Source organism: Ruegeria sp. R14_0 (assembly GCF_017743975.1).
Classification (GTDB): domain Bacteria; phylum Pseudomonadota; class Alphaproteobacteria; order Rhodobacterales; family Rhodobacteraceae; genus Ruegeria.
This window is the reverse complement of the sequence record NZ_JAGHRC010000001.1, coordinates 966,220-983,159: the sequence shown is the minus strand read 5'-3', so window position 1 is coordinate 983,159 and position 16,940 is coordinate 966,220. Positions and strand designations below refer to the sequence as shown.

18 protein-coding genes are annotated in these 16,940 nt (G+C 58.5%); 17 read left to right on the top strand and 1 reads right to left on the bottom strand.

From position 1 onward, the window contains the following. Window positions 1-14 precede the first annotated feature (14 nt). The 17 genes from J7416_RS04825 to J7416_RS04750 all read left to right on the top strand — a co-directional run bounded on the left by J7416_RS04825 (window position 15) and on the right by J7416_RS04750 (window position 15,678). Window positions 15-806 carry a DUF2182 domain-containing protein gene (locus J7416_RS04825; RefSeq protein ID WP_348540244.1) on the top strand — a complete coding sequence of 264 codons (792 nt, stop codon included), beginning with the start codon at window positions 15-17 and terminating at the stop codon, window positions 804-806. A 4-nt stretch (window positions 807-810) separates the two neighbouring features. Continuing rightward, window positions 811-1,515 carry a DUF1326 domain-containing protein gene (locus tag J7416_RS04820; RefSeq protein ID WP_209223564.1) on the top strand — a complete coding sequence of 235 codons (705 nt, stop codon included), beginning with the start codon at window positions 811-813 and terminating at the stop codon, window positions 1,513-1,515. A 53-nt stretch (window positions 1,516-1,568) separates the two neighbouring features. After that, window positions 1,569-2,672: a dimethylsulfoniopropionate demethylase gene (locus J7416_RS04815; protein WP_209223562.1), complete on the top strand. Its 1,104-nt coding sequence runs from the start codon at window positions 1,569-1,571 to the stop codon at window positions 2,670-2,672. A 59-nt stretch (window positions 2,673-2,731) separates the two neighbouring features. After that, window positions 2,732-3,727 carry an acryloyl-CoA reductase gene (acuI, locus tag J7416_RS04810; protein ID WP_209223561.1) on the top strand — a complete coding sequence of 332 codons (996 nt, stop codon included), beginning with the start codon at window positions 2,732-2,734 and terminating at the stop codon, window positions 3,725-3,727. 185 nt (window positions 3,728-3,912) lie between these two features. Then, the gene (gene frr, locus J7416_RS04805) at window positions 3,913-4,476 is read left to right on the top strand and encodes a ribosome recycling factor (protein WP_209223559.1); all 564 of its coding nucleotides are present in this window, start codon (window positions 3,913-3,915) and stop codon (window positions 4,474-4,476) included. Window positions 4,477-4,485: 9 nt separating this feature from the next. Next, entirely contained in the window at window positions 4,486-5,211 is a 726-nt protein-coding gene (locus J7416_RS04800; protein WP_209223557.1) for an isoprenyl transferase, read from the top strand. Beyond that, window positions 5,208-5,990 carry a phosphatidate cytidylyltransferase gene (locus J7416_RS04795; protein ID WP_209223554.1) on the top strand — a complete coding sequence of 261 codons (783 nt, stop codon included), beginning with the start codon at window positions 5,208-5,210 and terminating at the stop codon, window positions 5,988-5,990. The genes J7416_RS04800 and J7416_RS04795 overlap by 4 nt, the downstream gene beginning before the upstream one ends. Next, window positions 5,990-7,162, top strand: coding sequence for a 1-deoxy-D-xylulose-5-phosphate reductoisomerase (gene dxr, locus J7416_RS04790; protein WP_209223552.1), 1,173 nt, complete (start codon window positions 5,990-5,992; stop codon window positions 7,160-7,162). Before J7416_RS04795 ends, dxr begins: the two co-directional genes overlap by 1 nt. Before the next feature lie 4 nt (window positions 7,163-7,166). Next, a complete protein-coding gene (gene rseP / locus J7416_RS04785) occupies window positions 7,167-8,519 on the top strand; it encodes an RIP metalloprotease RseP (protein ID WP_209223549.1) in 1,353 nt (450 codons plus the stop codon). A gap of 90 nt (window positions 8,520-8,609) precedes the next feature. Then, window positions 8,610-8,738, top strand: coding sequence for a hypothetical protein (locus tag J7416_RS22765; protein WP_280636809.1), 129 nt, complete (start codon window positions 8,610-8,612; stop codon window positions 8,736-8,738). Between the two features lie 127 nt (window positions 8,739-8,865). Further along, window positions 8,866-11,226, top strand: coding sequence for an outer membrane protein assembly factor BamA (gene bamA / locus J7416_RS04780; RefSeq protein ID WP_209223547.1), 2,361 nt, complete (start codon window positions 8,866-8,868; stop codon window positions 11,224-11,226). A 7-nt stretch (window positions 11,227-11,233) separates the two neighbouring features. Further along, the gene (locus J7416_RS04775; RefSeq protein ID WP_209223545.1) at window positions 11,234-11,818 is read left to right on the top strand and encodes an OmpH family outer membrane protein; all 585 of its coding nucleotides are present in this window, start codon (window positions 11,234-11,236) and stop codon (window positions 11,816-11,818) included. A gap of 72 nt (window positions 11,819-11,890) precedes the next feature. Beyond that, window positions 11,891-12,364 carry a 3-hydroxyacyl-ACP dehydratase FabZ gene (gene fabZ, locus J7416_RS04770; RefSeq protein WP_170425011.1) on the top strand — a complete coding sequence of 158 codons (474 nt, stop codon included), beginning with the start codon at window positions 11,891-11,893 and terminating at the stop codon, window positions 12,362-12,364. Further along, a complete protein-coding gene (gene lpxA, locus J7416_RS04765) occupies window positions 12,361-13,146 on the top strand; it encodes an acyl-ACP--UDP-N-acetylglucosamine O-acyltransferase (RefSeq protein ID WP_170425008.1) in 786 nt (261 codons plus the stop codon). Before fabZ ends, lpxA begins: the two co-directional genes overlap by 4 nt. 3 nt (window positions 13,147-13,149) lie before the next feature. Then, window positions 13,150-13,944 (top strand): UDP-2,3-diacylglucosamine diphosphatase LpxI, encoded by a 795-nt coding sequence (gene lpxI, locus J7416_RS04760; RefSeq protein ID WP_209223543.1) that lies wholly within the window; start codon window positions 13,150-13,152, stop codon window positions 13,942-13,944. Continuing rightward, on the top strand, window positions 13,944-15,110 hold the full coding sequence (gene lpxB / locus J7416_RS04755; RefSeq protein WP_209223541.1) for a lipid-A-disaccharide synthase: 1,167 nt from the start codon (window positions 13,944-13,946) through the stop codon (window positions 15,108-15,110). The genes lpxI and lpxB overlap by 1 nt, the downstream gene beginning before the upstream one ends. Beyond that, window positions 15,103-15,678, top strand: a complete 576-nt coding sequence (locus J7416_RS04750; RefSeq protein ID WP_209223539.1) for a hypothetical protein — start codon at window positions 15,103-15,105, stop codon at window positions 15,676-15,678. The genes lpxB and J7416_RS04750 overlap by 8 nt, the downstream gene beginning before the upstream one ends. A gap of 10 nt (window positions 15,679-15,688) precedes the next feature. Here the strand turns inward: J7416_RS04750 and mnmA are convergent, their stop codons facing one another. Beyond that, window positions 15,689-16,834 (bottom strand): tRNA 2-thiouridine(34) synthase MnmA, encoded by a 1,146-nt coding sequence (gene mnmA, locus J7416_RS04745; RefSeq protein WP_170463764.1) that lies wholly within the window; start codon window positions 16,832-16,834, stop codon window positions 15,689-15,691. Window positions 16,835-16,940: the final 106 nt, after the last annotated feature.

The following is a 16,940-nucleotide window of genomic DNA, read 5'->3' as shown; positions in this document are numbered from 1 at the left end:
GTCGGGAGGAAAGCGTGAGTCGCGCAGTTCTGAGGAATGGCCTTTGGCTGGGATTTTACGCCCTGATCCTGTGGGCGTGGTGGGTCATGTTCACCATGAGCCGGGATATGGATCTGGATTTGATCGGTCGCCCCGGTCCGATTGGTCAGGCGATGGCCGCAATGGACCCGCGCATGGACATGTACATGCCGATGGCCAATTTTGGCCCGTTGTTCTGGATGTGGGCAATCATGATGGCGGCAATGATGCTGCCGACGCTGGTCCCAACGCTCCGCGGCTATGAGGATCTGATCCGCAGCGCCAATGGCTCGCGCGCCGGGTGGTTGGGTGTGTTGAGCGGGTATTTGTTGGTCTGGGTCGGATTTGCCGCCCTGATCACCGGTGTGCAATTGGCGCTGCTGTTTGGCGGAGTGGTGGACATGCTGGGCATCGCCAAATCGGCGTGGTTCGCCGGAGGGCTGATGATCGCCGTCGGCGCGTTCCAGTTCACCCGCGCCAAAGAGGTCTGTCACGGTGTGTGCCACGCCCCCATGACGTATTTCCTGGGCCATTGGCGAACCGGGTTTGCTGGAGGCCTGCGGATGGGGCTCGGGCTGGGTGCATTCTGTGTAGGATGTTGCTGGGGATTTATGGCGCTTGGCTTTGTTGGCGGTGTCATGAGCCTGTTGTGGATGGGCCTGGCGACCCTGTTCATGGTTTTGGAAAAACTTCCCCAGATCGGGCATGCAGTGACCCGGCCAATGGGATTTGCATTGATTGCGGGCGGTCTTGTTCTGCTCGTCTATCCAATAAGCTACGGAGGATAAGCCAATGGCTAAGAACAGAAAACCCGAGGCCGATAAGCTGCCGATCAGCCAGCGCATTGACAGCCGTATGCCCAATCCCAAGCGGCGAGAGATGAGCCCGACCGACTGGTCCATCAAGGGTGAGTTGATCCTGAACTGTTCCTGCGACGTATTCTGCCCCTGTGTTGTGTCGCTGGGTGCGCATCCTCCGACTGAGGGGCATTGTCACGCTTGGATGGGCGTCATAATTGATGAGGGCCATTACGAAGGCGAAGACTTGTCTGGTCTGTGCGTAGGTCTGCTGGTCGATATTCCGGGCCGCATGGGCGAAGGGCAATGGAAAGTCGCCGCTTATGTTGACGAACGCGCCAGTGGCAAGGCGTATAACGGGCTGCTGCAAATCTTCAGCGGTCAGGCCGGTGGAACCACCGGCCTGTTTACCATGCTGGTGAGCGAGATCATCGGGGCGGAACGAGCTCCGGTTCAGATCGAACGCGACGGCACCAAGCGCCGCATCATGATCGGCCGCAAAATCCAGGGCGAGATCGAGATGCTGGCCGGTAAAGACGCGGATCACCCGGTCATGGTCTCGAACTCCAAGTACTGGATGGGCCCGGACATCATCGTGGCGCGCGGCACCAAATCCAAGGTGCGCGACTATGGTCGGGTATGGGATTTCGGCGGGAAGTCAGCCGAGATTTGCCCCATCGATTGGCACGGCCCCAAGTAACGATCACTGGCGCCTTTTGGCGTGGTTTGAACTTTTTGCCTGAGGAGGCTTAAGTGGCTCAAATTGCACTCTCGCGCCGCCTGCGCCGAACACCGTTCTCGGACGGGGTCGAAGCGGCTGGCGTTAAGGGATATACGGTCTACAACCGTATGTTATTGCCCACGGTTTTTGAATCCGCCGAGGCGGACTACCACCACCTGAAAAGCCATGTTCAGGTTTGGGATGTGTCCTGTGAGCGGCAGGTCGAATTGCGCGGACCGGATGCGGCACGGTTGATGCAGATGCTGACACCGCGGGACCTGCGCGGCATGCTTCCGGGGCAGTGCTATTACGTCCCGATCGTCGACGAAACGGGCGGTATGCTGAACGACCCGGTGGCCGTGAAGCTTTCAGAAGATCGCTGGTGGATTTCCATCGCGGACAGCGACTTGCTGCTGTGGGTCAAAGGCATTGCCAACGGATACCGGCTGGACGTGCTGGTGGACGAGCCCGATGTCTCTCCACTAGGTGTGCAGGGGCCGAAGGCGGATGATCTGATGGCCCGCGTCTTTGGCGACAGGGTGCGCGATATCCGTTTCTTCAAGTTCGATAAGTTCGAGTTTGAAGGCCGGGAGCTTGCGATCGCGCGATCGGGTTACTCCAAACAGGGTGGGTTCGAGATTTACGTCGAAGGGTCCGAGATCGGTATGCCCCTGTGGAACGCCCTTTTTGCGGCGGGTGAAGACCTGCAGGTCCGGGCGGGCTGTCCCAACCTGATTGAGCGGATTGAGGGTGGGTTGCTGTCTTACGGCAACGATATGACAGACGATAACACGCCGCATGAATGTGGTTTGGGCAAGTTCTGCAATACGCACACAGCGATTGGCTGTATCGGCCGGGACGCTCTGCTGCGCGTGGCAAAGGAAGGGCCGGTGCAGCAAATCCGCCCCATCGCAATCGACGGCGACCCGGTTCCGCCTTGTGATCGGCCATGGCCAATTGTTGCGGGGGGCAAAAAGGTTGGGCAGGTGACTTCCGCCAGCTGGTCGCCGGATTTCTCGACCAATGTGGCGATTGGAATGGTCAAGCTCAGCCATTGGGAGCCCGGTACTCGGGTCGAAGTTGAAACTCCGGACGGTCTGCGCGGCGCGACCGTGCGGGACACGTTCTGGATTTGATTGGGAATACGGGCATCAGCATTGGCTGGTGACGCTTTGAAAAAGAAGGGAAAGTTGAAATGTTCAATGCATTGGTGATGGATAAGGACGAAGACAGCGGTCTGGCAAGCGCGTCGGTCAAACAGCTTTCCGAAAGCGATCTGCCTCATGGCGAGGTGACGATTGCCGTTGAGTATTCGACCGTAAACTACAAGGACGGGCTGTGCATGTCGCCCAAGGGTGGTGGTCTGGTGCGCAGCTATCCGCATGTGCCTGGCGTCGACTACAGCGGCACGGTCGAGGCATCCTCGGACGAGCGTTACAAGCCCGGCGACAAGGTGGTTCTGACCGGCTGGCGTGTGGGTGAGGCGCATTGGGGTGGCTATTCGCAGAAAGCAAATGCGCTGGCCGACTGGCTGGTGCCGCTGCCCGAAGGTCTGGACACGCGGCAAGCAATGGCCGTCGGCACCGCCGGATTTACCGCAATGCTGGCCGTTATGGCGCTTGAGGATCAAGGCATGGAACCGGGGCAGGGTCCAGTTCTGGTGACGGGGGCTGCAGGCGGTGTTGGTTCTGTCGCGACCGCCATTCTGGCCAATCTGGGCTATGAAGTGGCCGCTGTAACCGGCCGACCAGAGGCAGGCGATTACCTCAAGTCCCTCGGTGCGACCACGATTGTTCCGCGCGAGGACCTCAATGAAACCGTGAAACGCCCGCTGGAAAGCGAGACCTGGGCTGGGTGTATTGATGCGGTCGGGGGCGAGATGCTGGCGCGTGTACTGGGGCAGATGAAATACGGGGCCTCGGTCGCAGCGGTAGGTTTGGCTGGCGGGGCAGGGTTGCCTGCCAGCGTCATTCCGTTCCTGTTGCGGGGCGTGAACCTTCTGGGCATCGACAGCGTGATGCAGCCCTACGCCAACCGCGTGCGCGCATGGCAGCGCGTTGCGACCGATCTGCCGATGGACAAGCTCGAGGCGATGGTCCACCCCGCAACCTTGAGGGATCTGCCACAATTGGGTGCTGATATCCTCAAGGGTCAGGTCAAGGGTCGCGTGGTCGTCGACGTTAACGCTTGATTCCCGCACGAAGGATTGGACCGGTCATGGCGCGCCCAGATCGGTCCTTTTGCCTTTGAAAGAACCCGAAATTGTCAGAAACACCTCTGGCCATTGGCGCAATTCCCGATCATCATTGCTATACATCCCAATTGCGATGGACTATGAGCCATGCAAACAGCACCTGAAGACGGGGAGTGAGCAGCATGTCTGACGATTTTGAACTGGACACCGACGATCTGAAGCGCCGCATGGAAGGCGCGATGGGCAACCTGAGAACGGAATTCGCCTCGTTGCGAACAGGCCGTGCGTCGGCCTCGATGCTGGAACCGGTGATGGTTGACGCTTATGGCTCGATGACCCCGATCAATCAAGTTGGTACCGTGAACGTGCCCGAGCCCCGCATGGTCACTGTGAATGTCTGGGACAAGGGCCTGGTGGGCAAGGTCGAGAAAGCCATCCGTGAAAGCGGTCTGGGTATCAACCCGCAGCTGAACGGCACTATAATCATGCTGCCGATCCCCGAACTGAACGAAGAGCGCCGCCGCGAACTGGGCAAAGTCGCCGGACAATATGCCGAACACGCCCGCGTTTCGATCCGTAACGTCCGTCGCGATGGTATGGACCAGATCAAGAAAGCCAAGGCCGACGGCATGTCGGAAGACGATCAGAAGTTCTGGGAAAGCGAAGTTCAGGATCTGACCGACGAAATGATCAAAACCGTTGACGCCGCGCTTGAGACCAAGCAGGCGGAGATCATGCAGGTCTGAGCCCCGGATATGCCCGATACCGCTCAAACGCCGAAAGGCCCACGCCACGTTGCCATCATTATGGATGGCAATGGCCGTTGGGCACAGGCACGCAAACGGCCCCGGCTGTTTGGGCATCAGGCAGGTGCAAAGCGCGTCCGCGAAGTGGTCGAGGCATGCCCCGGGTTGGGCATCAAGTATCTTACGGTTTTCGCGTTCTCGACCGAGAACTGGAAACGGACTCAGGTCGAAGTGGCCGGACTGATGAACCTGTTTCGCCGCTATATCGTCAAAGAGACGCGCAACCTGACGCAGGCTGGTGTGCGGGTCCGCTTTATCGGCGACCGCGTGCGACTGGACTCCAAGCTGATCGACCTGATGGACACGCTGGAAGCTGCCACTCAGCACAATGACTTGGTGCACCTGACCATCGCGCTGAACTACGGCGGTCGAGATGAGGTTGCGCGGGCAACCAAGCGTCTGGCGCGCGACGTGGCCGAAGGACGCTTGCGCCCCGAAGATGTGGATGAAGAAACGCTACCCAAGTATCTGGATACACGTGTTCTTCCCGATCCTGACCTCGTCATTCGCACCAGCGGCGAAGCGAGAATTTCGAACTTTCTTCTGTGGCAGTCGGCCTATTCGGAATACGAATTCATCGACACACTATGGCCCGACTTCACCTCGGCCGAGTTGGAGCGTCTGTGCCGCAGCTTTGGACGCCGCGACAGACGATTTGGAGCTGTCCCGGCATGAGCGAAGGCCGATGGTCTGACCTGACCGCACGCGTCCTGTCGGCGGTGGTGCTGGTCTGCATCGGCGCGGTCGAGGTTTGGCTCGGCGGCCTGTGGTTCGAAACCTTCATTGCAATCGCTTGTGGGCTGATGACCTGGGAATTGGTCCGAATGATCGACCCGAGTCGAAACGGCGTCGCAATCCAGCTTGGCATATTAACCGGCGTGGCGGTTATCCTGAGTTACCACCTTCCACCGCTTTATACGTTGCCGATCCTGTTGGCCCCAGCACTGGTTGGGGCAGGGCAGGTCGGCCGGTCCAAAGGAACCTATGTGTTGTTTGCCATCTGGATCGCAGCTTCTGGTCTGGGTTTCATCTCGATCCGCGAAAACATGGGCTTTGGCTGGATGGTCTGGTTGATCTCGGTGGTCGTGGCAACGGACGTGGCGGGGTATTTTGTGGGCAAAACCTTTGGTGGCCCTAAGTTCTGGCCCAAGGTCAGCCCTAAGAAAACATGGTCCGGCACCGCGGGCGGTTGGGCCGCTGCAGCTGTTGTCGGAACGATTTTTGCCGTCCACGCTGGATTTGGCGTATTGTTTGTCGTGATCTCGGTGCTTGCCTCGATGGCCAGTCAAGCTGGAGACATCGTCGAAAGCGCGACCAAGCGTAAGTTCGGTGTCAAAGACAGCTCGAACCTTATTCCGGGCCATGGCGGTTTTCTGGATCGGTTCGACGGCATGATGGGCGCAGCCTTATTCGTTTTGATCGCGGGAATTCTCTATTCCCCCGGAGCCATGTGATGCGCAAAATCTCAATTCTGGGCGCGACCGGATCCATCGGGCAAAACACCGTTGACCTGATTGACCGCGATCCGACAGCTTATGACGTGGTCGCGCTGACGGGCGGGGCCAATATCAACAAATTGGCCGAGGATGCCCGTCGCCTGAATGCAGATGTCGCGGTTACGGCTTATGAAGACCGATTGCCCGATCTTCGCGCGGCGTTGGCGGGCTCCAACGTCGAAGCTGCGGCAGGCCCAAAGGCACTGGCCGAGGCCGCGGCTCGATCAGCGGACTGGGTCATGTCGGCAATCGTTGGCGCTGCTGGGCTGGAACCCGGCCTTGAGGTCCTCAAACAAGGCGCGACGTTGGCCCTGGCCAACAAGGAAACCCTGGTCTGCGCCGGAGCGCTGGTTCTGGAGACAGCCAAAGCGAACAATGCCCGGCTTTTACCGGTGGACAGTGAACACTCAGCCGTGTTTCAGGCCCTTGTGGGCGAAAACATGGATGCGGTCGAACGTATCATCATCACGGCAAGCGGCGGCGCATTTCGTGACTGGCCCCTGAGCGATTTGGCCAAGGCGACGGTTGAACAGGCCTCAAGCCATCCAAATTGGAACATGGGGCAGCGGATTACGATAGACAGCGCATCGATGTTCAACAAAGCGCTTGAGCTGATTGAAACCAAAGAGTTCTTTGGCGTTTCCCAAAAGCAGATCGAGGTTCTGGTACATCCTGAATCCATCGTCCACGCACTAGTGGGTTTCAATGACGGTGGCGTCATGGCCCATATGGGCGCGCCGGACATGCGACATGCTATCGGCTACGCTTTGCATTGGCCGGATCGCCGCGATTTGCCCGTCCCACGGCTGGACCTGGCGAAACTGGGTCAGTTGCGGTTCAACGAACCGGATGAAGCGCGCTATCCGGCCCTGCGTCTGGCGCGCAATGTGATGGAACGTGGCGGACTGTCGGGGGCCGTGTTCAACGCAGCGAAAGAACGGGCGCTGGATCGGTTCATCGCGCGCGAGATTGGCTTTCTGCAGATGGCCGATATCGTCGAAGCCGTTCTGGACAGATTTGGGGCCTCGGACGGCCTTATTGATGCCCCTTTAACTCTTGATAACGTGGTGCGAACGGACCATTTGGCACGTACGTGGGTTGATGACTTTGTCATCCAACGAGCAGGATAAAACTTTGGACGTAATCTCTCTGATCCCTCAGTTCGGCAACTTGCTTTATACGATTGTTGCCTTTGTCATCGCGCTTTCGGTGATCGTGGCAGTGCATGAATACGGTCATTACATTGTTGGGCGCTGGTCGGGCATCCATGCCGAGGTGTTCTCGATCGGGTTCGGTCCCATTCTCTGGAGCCGCGTCGACAAACGCGGTACCCGCTGGCAGATCGCGGCGTTACCCTTTGGCGGATATGTGAAATTCCTTGGTGATGCCAATGCCGCTTCGGGCAAAGACGAAGCCGCCATGAACGAGATTGTCGAACAAAGCCCCGAGAATTTGCGTCGCACCATGCATGGCGCACCACTTTGGGCGCGTGCTGCCACCGTTGCCGCCGGTCCTGTGTTTAACTTTGTGATGTCGATCCTGGTGTTCGGGATGATTTTTCTGACACAAGGCGTGACCAAAGAGCCTCTGACCGTTGGGGCATTGCATCCGCTACCGGGTACTGTTCAGGAACTGCAGGACGGGGATGAGATCATTGCCATCGCTGGCATTCCGCTGCCCGATTCCGAGGTGGAGGGCGCGTGGAGCGAATTCACTGACGCACTGCCGGTCGAGCCGGTTCTTGACTATACGATCATCCGGGATGGGCAAACACTGGATGTGTCTGCCCCATGGCTGTTCCCGCCTTTGATTCAGCAGGTTGCGCCCCGCAGCGCTGCAATGGACATTGATCTGAAGCAGGGTGATGTCATCACCTCGGTCAACGGTGACCCGATCTTCGCGTTCGAACAATTGAAAGAGCACGTCGAAGGATCTGACGGTAAGGTGTTGCTGCTGAACGTTTGGCGCGATGGGGCCGATCTTGAGTTTGCGCTCGCCCCAAGACGCACGGACGAGCCGCAACCCGAAGGTGGATTTGTAACCCATTGGCGCATTGGCATCGTCGGCGGCATGATGATTGAACCGGCAACCGAAGCCGCGGGACTGTGGGATTCGCTTGCAGGTGGTGCTCGTCAAACCGTTCGGATCATCGACGGGTCGCTGTCCGGGATTTGGCACATGATCACCGGTGCCATCAGCACCTGTAACATGTCCGGCCCGATTGGCATCGCCGAAACCTCGGGCGCAATGGCCAGCCAGGGCGCGCAGAGTTTCATTTTCTTTATCGCGGTTTTGTCGACGGCAGTCGGTCTGCTGAACCTGTTCCCAATCCCGGCGCTGGATGGGGGTCACCTTGTGTTCTACGCCTATGAGGCAGTCACCGGGAAGCCACCCAGCGACGGTGCCTTGAAGGTACTGATGGGCGTGGGCATTTCACTGATCCTGGGCTTGATGATCTTCTCGGTATCGAACGATCTCTTCTGCTGATTGTGGCCGACACCTCATACAAAAGCCGCATTTTTGCCCCAATCCAAACCTAAACTCTGACACGAATGTTTTTTGTGTCAGAGGCTCAAAGTGACCAAAGCGCTGCGGAAATCATACAAAAGCTTTAGTTTCCTGTTCATGTTGAACTGGGACAACTTCCTGTTTTTTGGCATGACCGCTTTGGCCATGGCCGGATGGGCCTACGTGATCACTTTGTGATTCTCGCTTTGATCTGAGTGCAATCGAACAGCGGTCCACCGGGCCGCTTTGTTTTTTCCTGTTTTGACAAGGAAACTTAATCTCGCTACTCAACACTAAAGTCCTAAAATTCTGGGTAGAGAAAAAAATGACTGATAGGCGAGGCGCAGGCACATCCTGCGGGGGGCAGAAGCCAACAAACAAGATTTTGTGGCAGACGCTACTAATTTTTTCCTTTGTTTTTATAGCAGGCTTTACCTTCCGACCCGAGGTCGCGCAGGCTCAAAGCTACACCATCAATTCGTTCGATGTTGAGGGTAACAGACGGATCGAAACGTCTACGATTATCGCCCGAACCGGTATCCAACCGGGGCAGACCGTCACTGCCGGACAATTGAATGACGCCTTTCAGCGTTTGCTTGACAGTGGTGTTTTTGAAACAGTCGAACTGACACCACGCGGCAATACTCTGGTCATCGAAGTTGCCGAGTATCCGACCATCAATGCGATCAGCATCGAAGGAAACCGTCGGGTAAAAGACGACGTTCTGCTTGAGGCAATCAACTCGCAGCCGCGCCGGGTCTTTACGCCGCAGGCTGCCGAAGCAGATGCCGATCAGATCGCTGCGATCTATTCCGCGCAGGGTCGCGTCGCGGCCACGGTTATTCCCCGTATCATCCGCCGCAGCGACAACCGGGTCGATCTTGTCTTTGAGATTTCCGAAGGCACAACGATCGAGGTCGAGCGTGTCAGCTTTGTCGGCAACCGTGCATTCTCGGATCGGCGTTTGCGTCGCGTTCTGGAAACCAAGCAGGCGAACTTCCTACGGACCTTCCTGCGGGGCGACACGTTCATTGCCGACCGGATCGAATTCGACAAACAGGTGATCCGCGACTTCTATCTATCGCGCGGTTACGTGGACTTCCGGGTCAACAGCGCCAACGTAGAGTTCACGCGCGAGCGTGATGCGTTCTTCCTGGTGATGAATATCACCGAAGGGCAGAAGTTCTCGTTCGGCCAAATCAGCACCGTCAGCGAGATTCCGGGCGTGGACCCGGCGGCATACCAAGCTGCGTTGAAAATCAGACCGGGTGTTACCTATTCGCCGTCGCTGATCGAAAACTCGATTGCGCGTCAGGAGCGACTGGGCCTGAAGCAGGGTGTGGACTTCCTGCGGGTTGAACCGCGCGTGACGCGCAACCCACGTGATCTGACGCTGGATGTTCAGTTCGTTCTGACCCGTGGCCCGCGTATCTTTGTTGAGCGTATCGACATCGAAGGCAACACAACAACGCTGGACCGCGTGATCCGCCGACAGTTTGACACGGTCGAAGGTGACCCCTTCAACCCGCGCGAAATTCGCCAGAGCGCCGAACGTATCCGCGCCCTGGGGTTCTTTGCGGTGGCAGATGTCGAACCGCGTGAAGGGTCTTCGCCGAGCCAGGTGATCGTGGACGTGGATGTCGAGGAACAACCCACCGGCTCTCTAAGCCTCGGCGGTAGTTACTCGGTCTCGGACGGTTTCGGGATCGCAATTGGCCTGAACGAGTCGAACTTCCTCGGCCGTGGTCAGAACCTGGGCGTGACCCTGTCGACTGCGCAGGACTCTGAGCAATACATCCTGAACTTCACCGAACCCTATTTGCTGGGTCGCCGGTTGCAGTTTGACTTGGGTCTGGGTCTGGCCTCTACCAACTCCAGCTTTGCCAGCTACGACACGCAGCGGATCTTCTTTAACCCGCAGTTGAGCTATGCCATTGGCGAACTGTCATCCTTACGTGTGCGCTATGGCTGGGACCGCAGCGAGATGACACAGCAGGACGACGAAATAAACGGTGCCGTCATCTCGTCGGAAATCGATCAGGGCAAGCGAACGTCCAGCTCTTTGGGTGTCTCGTACGTCTATGACAGCCGTCTCGGTGGTCTGAATCCCAACGCGGGTGTCCTGTTCGAGATTGGCGTTGATGCGGCTGGTCTTGGCGGCGACAATGAGTACTACAAGTCCACCGCTCGCGGTATCGCCCAAACACGTGTGTTGAGCGAAGAGGTCGTGTTGCGCGCCACTCTGGAATTGGGCGCACTGCATTGGCGTGGCGACGATTTCAGCCGGACGATCGACCGCTTCCTGCTTGGCCCTCAGACGTTCCGTGGCTTTGAGCCTGCGGGTCTGGGTCCGCGTGACCTGTCCAACGGTCAGGATGACGCGATCGGCGGTAACTACTACTGGGTTGCGCGTTTCGAATCCGATTTCCCGCTGGGTCTGCCCGAGGAACTGGGCCTGCGGGGCGGCGTATTCTATGACGTCGGTAACCTGTACAACATCGACAATGTGAACACCGCTGGCGCCAACATCGTTGGGGCAGACGGATCCATCCGCCACGTCATCGGGTTGTCGGTTCTGTGGGAAACACCCTTTGGTCCGCTGCGCTTCAACTTCTCGAAAGCTCTGAAGAAAGAGGACTTCGACAAGGAACAAAGCTTTGACCTGACCGTTCAGGCAAGGTTCTGATCCCCGGATGTTGAACTCAATTTACTCGATTGTGCAGGGCCCTTCGCGGGCCCTGTGCATTTTGTTGGCTTTGATCGGCGGCTCGGCTCTGCAGGCCCAACAATTGGGCGTGCCTCAGGCCGAGGTGCTGACCTTGTCAAGCGACCGTCTGTTCACCGAGTCGCAATTTGGCCAACGCGTTTTGCGTCAGGTCGAATCCGAAAGCGCCTTGCTGGCCCAGGAAAACGAACGCATTGTTGCCGAACTCAGCAAGGAAGAAAAAGACCTGACCGAAAAGCGCGCCGAACTGGAACCGGAAGAGTTCCGCCCCTTGGCCGAGGCCTTTGACAACAAAGTTCAGTCTCATCGCGAGGGCCAGCGCGCCAAGCTGGACGCTCTGGCACGCCAAAGCGAAGAGGCGCGGCAGACCTTTTTCGAGCTCGCACAACCTATCCTGATAGAGCTGTTGCGCGAATCCGGGGCATCCATCGTGATTGAACGATCCAACGTGTTTCTCAGCTCGGATCGAACGGACGTGACCGATGCAGCAATTGCACGGATCAACGAGCTGATTGGCGACGGCAGCCAACTTGAGAACCAAGGCCGCGAATAGGTTCGCTTGCCCTTGGGGCGCTGTGTTGCTAACCACGCCACAAAGAGAAATCCATAACGGGACGACTGCAAAATGACCACGGAAACCAAAAGCGCAGACATTCAGCTGATTCAGCGGATCTTGCCGCACCGCTATCCGTTTCTGCTGGTGGACAAGGTGGTCGACATCTCGGGCTATCAATCGGCGGTCGGCATCAAAAACGTCACCATGAACGAGCCGCATTTCCAAGGCCACTTTCCTGGTACACCGATCATGCCCGGTGTAACCATTGTCGAGGCCATGGCACAGACTGCCGGCGTGATGCTGGGTGTGGGCATGGATGTGATCGACAGCGAGCTGCTGATCTATTTCATGAACATCGACAAATGCAAATTCCGCCGCAAAGTGATCCCGGGCGATGTGCTGGAAATGCATGTCGAAACCGTGCGCGGTAAGAAGGGCGGCAAAATCTTCAAATTCGCAGGCCGCGCGACGGTCGAAGGCGAGGTTGCAGCCGAAGCCGAATTTTCCGCCTATGTTGATTGGGACATGGAAAAGACAACATGAGCGGCATCCACCCAAGTGCAATCATCGAAGACGGCGCGCAGATCGGCGAGGGCTGTGTCATCGGCCCATTCTGTTTTGTCGGCAGCCAGGTCAAACTGGGCGACCGGGTCGAGCTGAAGTCGCATGTTGTTGTCACCGGCGATACCTCGGTTGGTGAGGATACGGTGATCTTCAACTTTTCGGTTATTGGCGAGATACCGCAGGACTTGAAGTTCGGCGGCGAGAATACGAGCCTCGAGATCGGCAAGCGCAACCGGATCCGCGAGCATGTCACGATCAACACCGGAACCGACGGCGGCGGTGGGGTGACCCGGATTGGCGATGACTGCCTGTTCATGGCAGGCGTCCACGTGGCCCATGACGTTCAGATCGGCAATCGTGTGATCATGGTGAACCATGCCGGCGCCGCAGGTCACTGCATTATCGAGGATGATGTCATCGTCGGCGGTATCTCTGGCCTGCACCAGTGGGTGCGGGTCGGTCGTGGCGCAATCATTGGCGCGCTGACTATGGTGCCGAATGATGTCATTCCATACGGTCTGGTTCAGGCCCCACGGGGTGAGTTGGACGGCCTGAATCTGGTTGGCCTTAAACGCCGCGGCGTATCGCGCGAAGACATTGCCGCGTTGCGCGCAGCTTTCCGCGAATTGTCCAAGGGCGACGGCACATTCATGGAACGGGCGCATCGGGTCGGGATCGACAACGAAAGCGAATACGTTCAACGTATCGTCGATTTCGTGACCGGCCACTCGGACCGGTCTTTCCTGACACCGGGGAAGTAACTCATGTTGGCGCTGATTGCGGGAACGGGCGTTTTGCCGGGTGAGGTCGTCGCGCAATTGGGCGAACACCCGGTTATCTGCGCAATGGAAGGCTTTCGCCCCGATACTCTGACGCCGGATATCGAGTTTCCGTTAGAGCAGGTCGGCAGCTTTATCACCGAGATCAAGGCCCGCGGCGTGACCCAGGTTTGCATGGCCGGTGCCGTCGGTCGTCCTCCAATTGATCCCACGCGGATTGATGCGGCGACGATGCCCTTGGTCCCGATCCTGCAACAAGCCATTATGTCGGGCGACGACGCTGCCCTGCGCGCGGTGATCGGTATTTTCGAAGATGCAGGTCTTGAGGTGAAGGCCGCGCATGAAATCGCGCCCAACCTTTTGCCCCAAATTGGATGCCTGACCCAGGCGCAACCGTCCGAAGCAGATCTTGCCGATGCAGACCGTGCCTCAGGCATCGTGCGTGCGATGGGGGCTGCGGATGTCGGGCAGGCCTGTGTGGTCTCAAAACGGCAGGCATTGGCCATCGAAAGCATCTTTGGCACTGCTTGGATGTTGCAATCACTAACGCAGCGTCCCGACGCCGGTGGTGGCGTGTTGTTCAAAGCGCCCAAACCGGATCAGGACCGCCGCGCTGATCTTCCGGCAATTGGGCCAGAGACTGTTTCAGGCGCGGTTGCGGCTGGTTTGTCGGGGATCGTGATCGAAAAGGGCGGTGTTCTTGTTCTTGAGAAAGATCGCGTGATTGCGGAATGTGACCGGCTGGGCCTGTTCCTGTACGTGCGCGAGCGGACGAACTGATGCGGGTTTTCGTCGTTGCCGGTGAACCTTCTGGGGACCGGCTGGGCGGAGCGTTGATGGAAGGGCTGCGTACACTTGCGCCTGAGGTGGAATTCCACGGCGTCGGCGGCCCTTTGATGGAAGCGCAAGGCTTGGACAGCCTATTTCCCATGTCCGAGCTTTCGGTCATGGGGCTGGTCGAAGTCCTGCCCAAGTTCTTTCACCTCAAACGGCGGATTGCCGAGACTGCACAGGCCGTTCTGGACACCAAACCGGATGTGTTGATTACCATAGACAGCCCCGATTTTTCGCTGCGTGTCGCAAAGCTGGTCAAAGCACAGAGCAGCATTCGGACCGTGCACTACGTTGCCCCCAGCGTTTGGGCCTGGCGGCCGGGGCGCGCGGACAAGATGGCCAAGGTCATCGACCATGTGCTGGCCCTGCTACCGTTCGAGCCGCCCTATATGGAGCGCGCGGGCATGGAATGCGACTTTGTCGGCCACCCGGTCGTGGGCGAACCGGTCGCCACCCATCAAGACATTCAGGCGTTCCGCGAGGCGCATGGCTTGGGGCAAGCACCCCTCGTTCTGGCCCTGCCAGGCTCGCGCCGGGGTGAGGTCGACCGGTTGGCCCCGGTTTTTGGTGAGGCGCTGCGCTTGTATCTGGAAAGCCGCCCGAATGCTCGTGTCGTGGTCCCGGCTGTCGCTCATATGGTTGATGCGGTGACCGAACATGTCCGCGATTGGCCCGGATCGCCAGTTGTAGTAGATCCACGCAACTTGCCTTCGGATCAGGCTCAGGTGCAAAAGCGGGCGGCGTTTGCCGCGGCAGATCTGGCGTTGGCCGCATCCGGCACAGTCTCGCTAGAGCTGGCGGCGCAGGCGACCCCAATGGTGATTGCGTATAACCTGAACTGGCTGACCACATTGATTGCCAAGCGAATGGTCAATCTGGACACCGTGACACTGGTCAATCTGGTCTCGGACACGCGCGCTGTGCCGGAATGTCTGTTGGACGATTGCGAACCGGTCAAGATTGCCGCGGCGTTGTCAGACGTGGCCACCAACCCTGCTACGCAGCAGAACGCGATGGACCTGACGATGGATCGCCTGGGCCGCGGCGGTGAAGCACCGGGTTTGCGCGCCGCCCGAGCGGTTTTGAACAGACTGCCCGATCATCATGCTTGAACATATCCTGTTCGCCATCTCAGCTGCGATTGTGACCGTCTCGACCAATCTGGACAATCTGGTCGTCCTCTTTGGCCTGATCATGGTGATCCAGACCCGCCGCGCGGTAGTCGGGTTTGCCGTGGCGCAGACCATCATCCTGGGCGTGGCGCTGATTATTGCCACTGGACTGGATCAAAGCAGGTTTCTGGATTGGGTTGGGTATCTTGGGATCATACCGCTGTCCCTTGGACTGTACGGTATTTGGCAACAAGCCAGGGGCTCGGACGTGCGTCGACCTCCCAATTCGGGGGCGACGCCTTCAGTCATCGCGCTGTTTCTAAGTCTTTCGATGGACACGCTGGCGGCAATGACGCCACTATTTGCAGATTCGGCGCCGGCGTTTCGCGTGACGGCCCTTGTTGGGGCGGGTTGTGCCCTAACAGCGTTGATCCTAATCGCCAGCTGGGGTGCGCCGCGTGCGCAGGTGCTGGGGCCGCGTTTCGCAAGACTAGACAGGATCGCCCCTTACATCATGGTTGCCGTCGGCCTGTACATCCTTGTGAACAGCCCGACAGACGTTTTGTGATCCCCAAGGTTTAGTACCCGCGCCAGATCCAGCCGCCGCCAAAGATCCGGCTGCCTTCGTTGGCGTAGAACACGCAGGCCTGACCGGGTGAGATGCCTTCTTCCGGCGTCAATAGCTCGACCTCGGCGGTGGTGTCCGACAGGGGACGAACGATGGCCTCACGCGGAGGGCGCGTGGACCGGACTTTGACCGACAGGTGCCATTCATCACGGGATGTGAAGGGTTCGTCTCCCAGCCAGTTGATCTCACGCACAGGAACAGTGCGTGTCGCCAGCATCTCTTTCGGGCCGACGACAACCTGTTTTTTGTCCACGTCCAGTTTCACGACGTATAGCGGCTCGGTCAGTCCGCCGATCCCCAGACCGCGGCGCTGTCCAATGGTGTAGTGGATCACGCCGTTGTGCTGGGCCAGTACGCGACCGTCGGCATGAACGATCTCACCCGGCTCGGCCGCGCCGGGGCGCAGTTTCTCGATCACGCTGGCATAGTTGCCATTGGGCACGAAACAGATGTCCTGGCTGTCGGGTTTGTCGGCCACCGACAGGCCATATTGCGCGGCCATCTCTCGGGTTGCGTCTTTCGAAGGCAGGTGGCCCAGCGGAAAGCGCAGAAAGTCCAGCTGCTCGGGCGTGGTCGAAAACAGGAAGTACGACTGATCCCGGTTCGCATCCTCGGCGCTGTGCAGCTCGGGTCCATTGGCGCCCATCTTGCGTTGGATATAGTGGCCGGTCGCCATGCAGTCGGCCTCAAGATCTTTGGCGGTTTCCAGTAAGTCCTTGAACTTCACTCGTTCGTTGCAGCGGATGCAAGGGACGGGCGTCGCACCGGCCAGATAGCTGTCTGCGAACTCATCGATCACGGCGTCCTTGAAAATGTTCTCGTAGTCCAGAACGTAGTGCGGAAAGCCGCGCTCTTCGGCCACACGCCGTGCATCGTGAATATCGATCCCCGCGCAACAGGCACCTTTCTTGGCCAGAGCCGCGCCGTGGTCGTACAGCTGCAGCGTCACGCCAACCACGTCATAGCCCTGATCGGCCAGGTATGCGGCGACAACGGAGCTGTCCACGCCACCGGACATGGCAACAACCACCCGTGTTTCCGACGGGGGTTTGGCAAAGCCAAGCGAGTTCAGCGGTGTCTCGGTATCGAGGGCCATGACGATTCCAGTGCGGGTTAAGAAAGACCGGCAGAATATAGGAAAATTCTACACACTCTCAAGGGGCGGTTTCACGCGGCATTAAGTAGGCTGTTGGCAGCTTTGT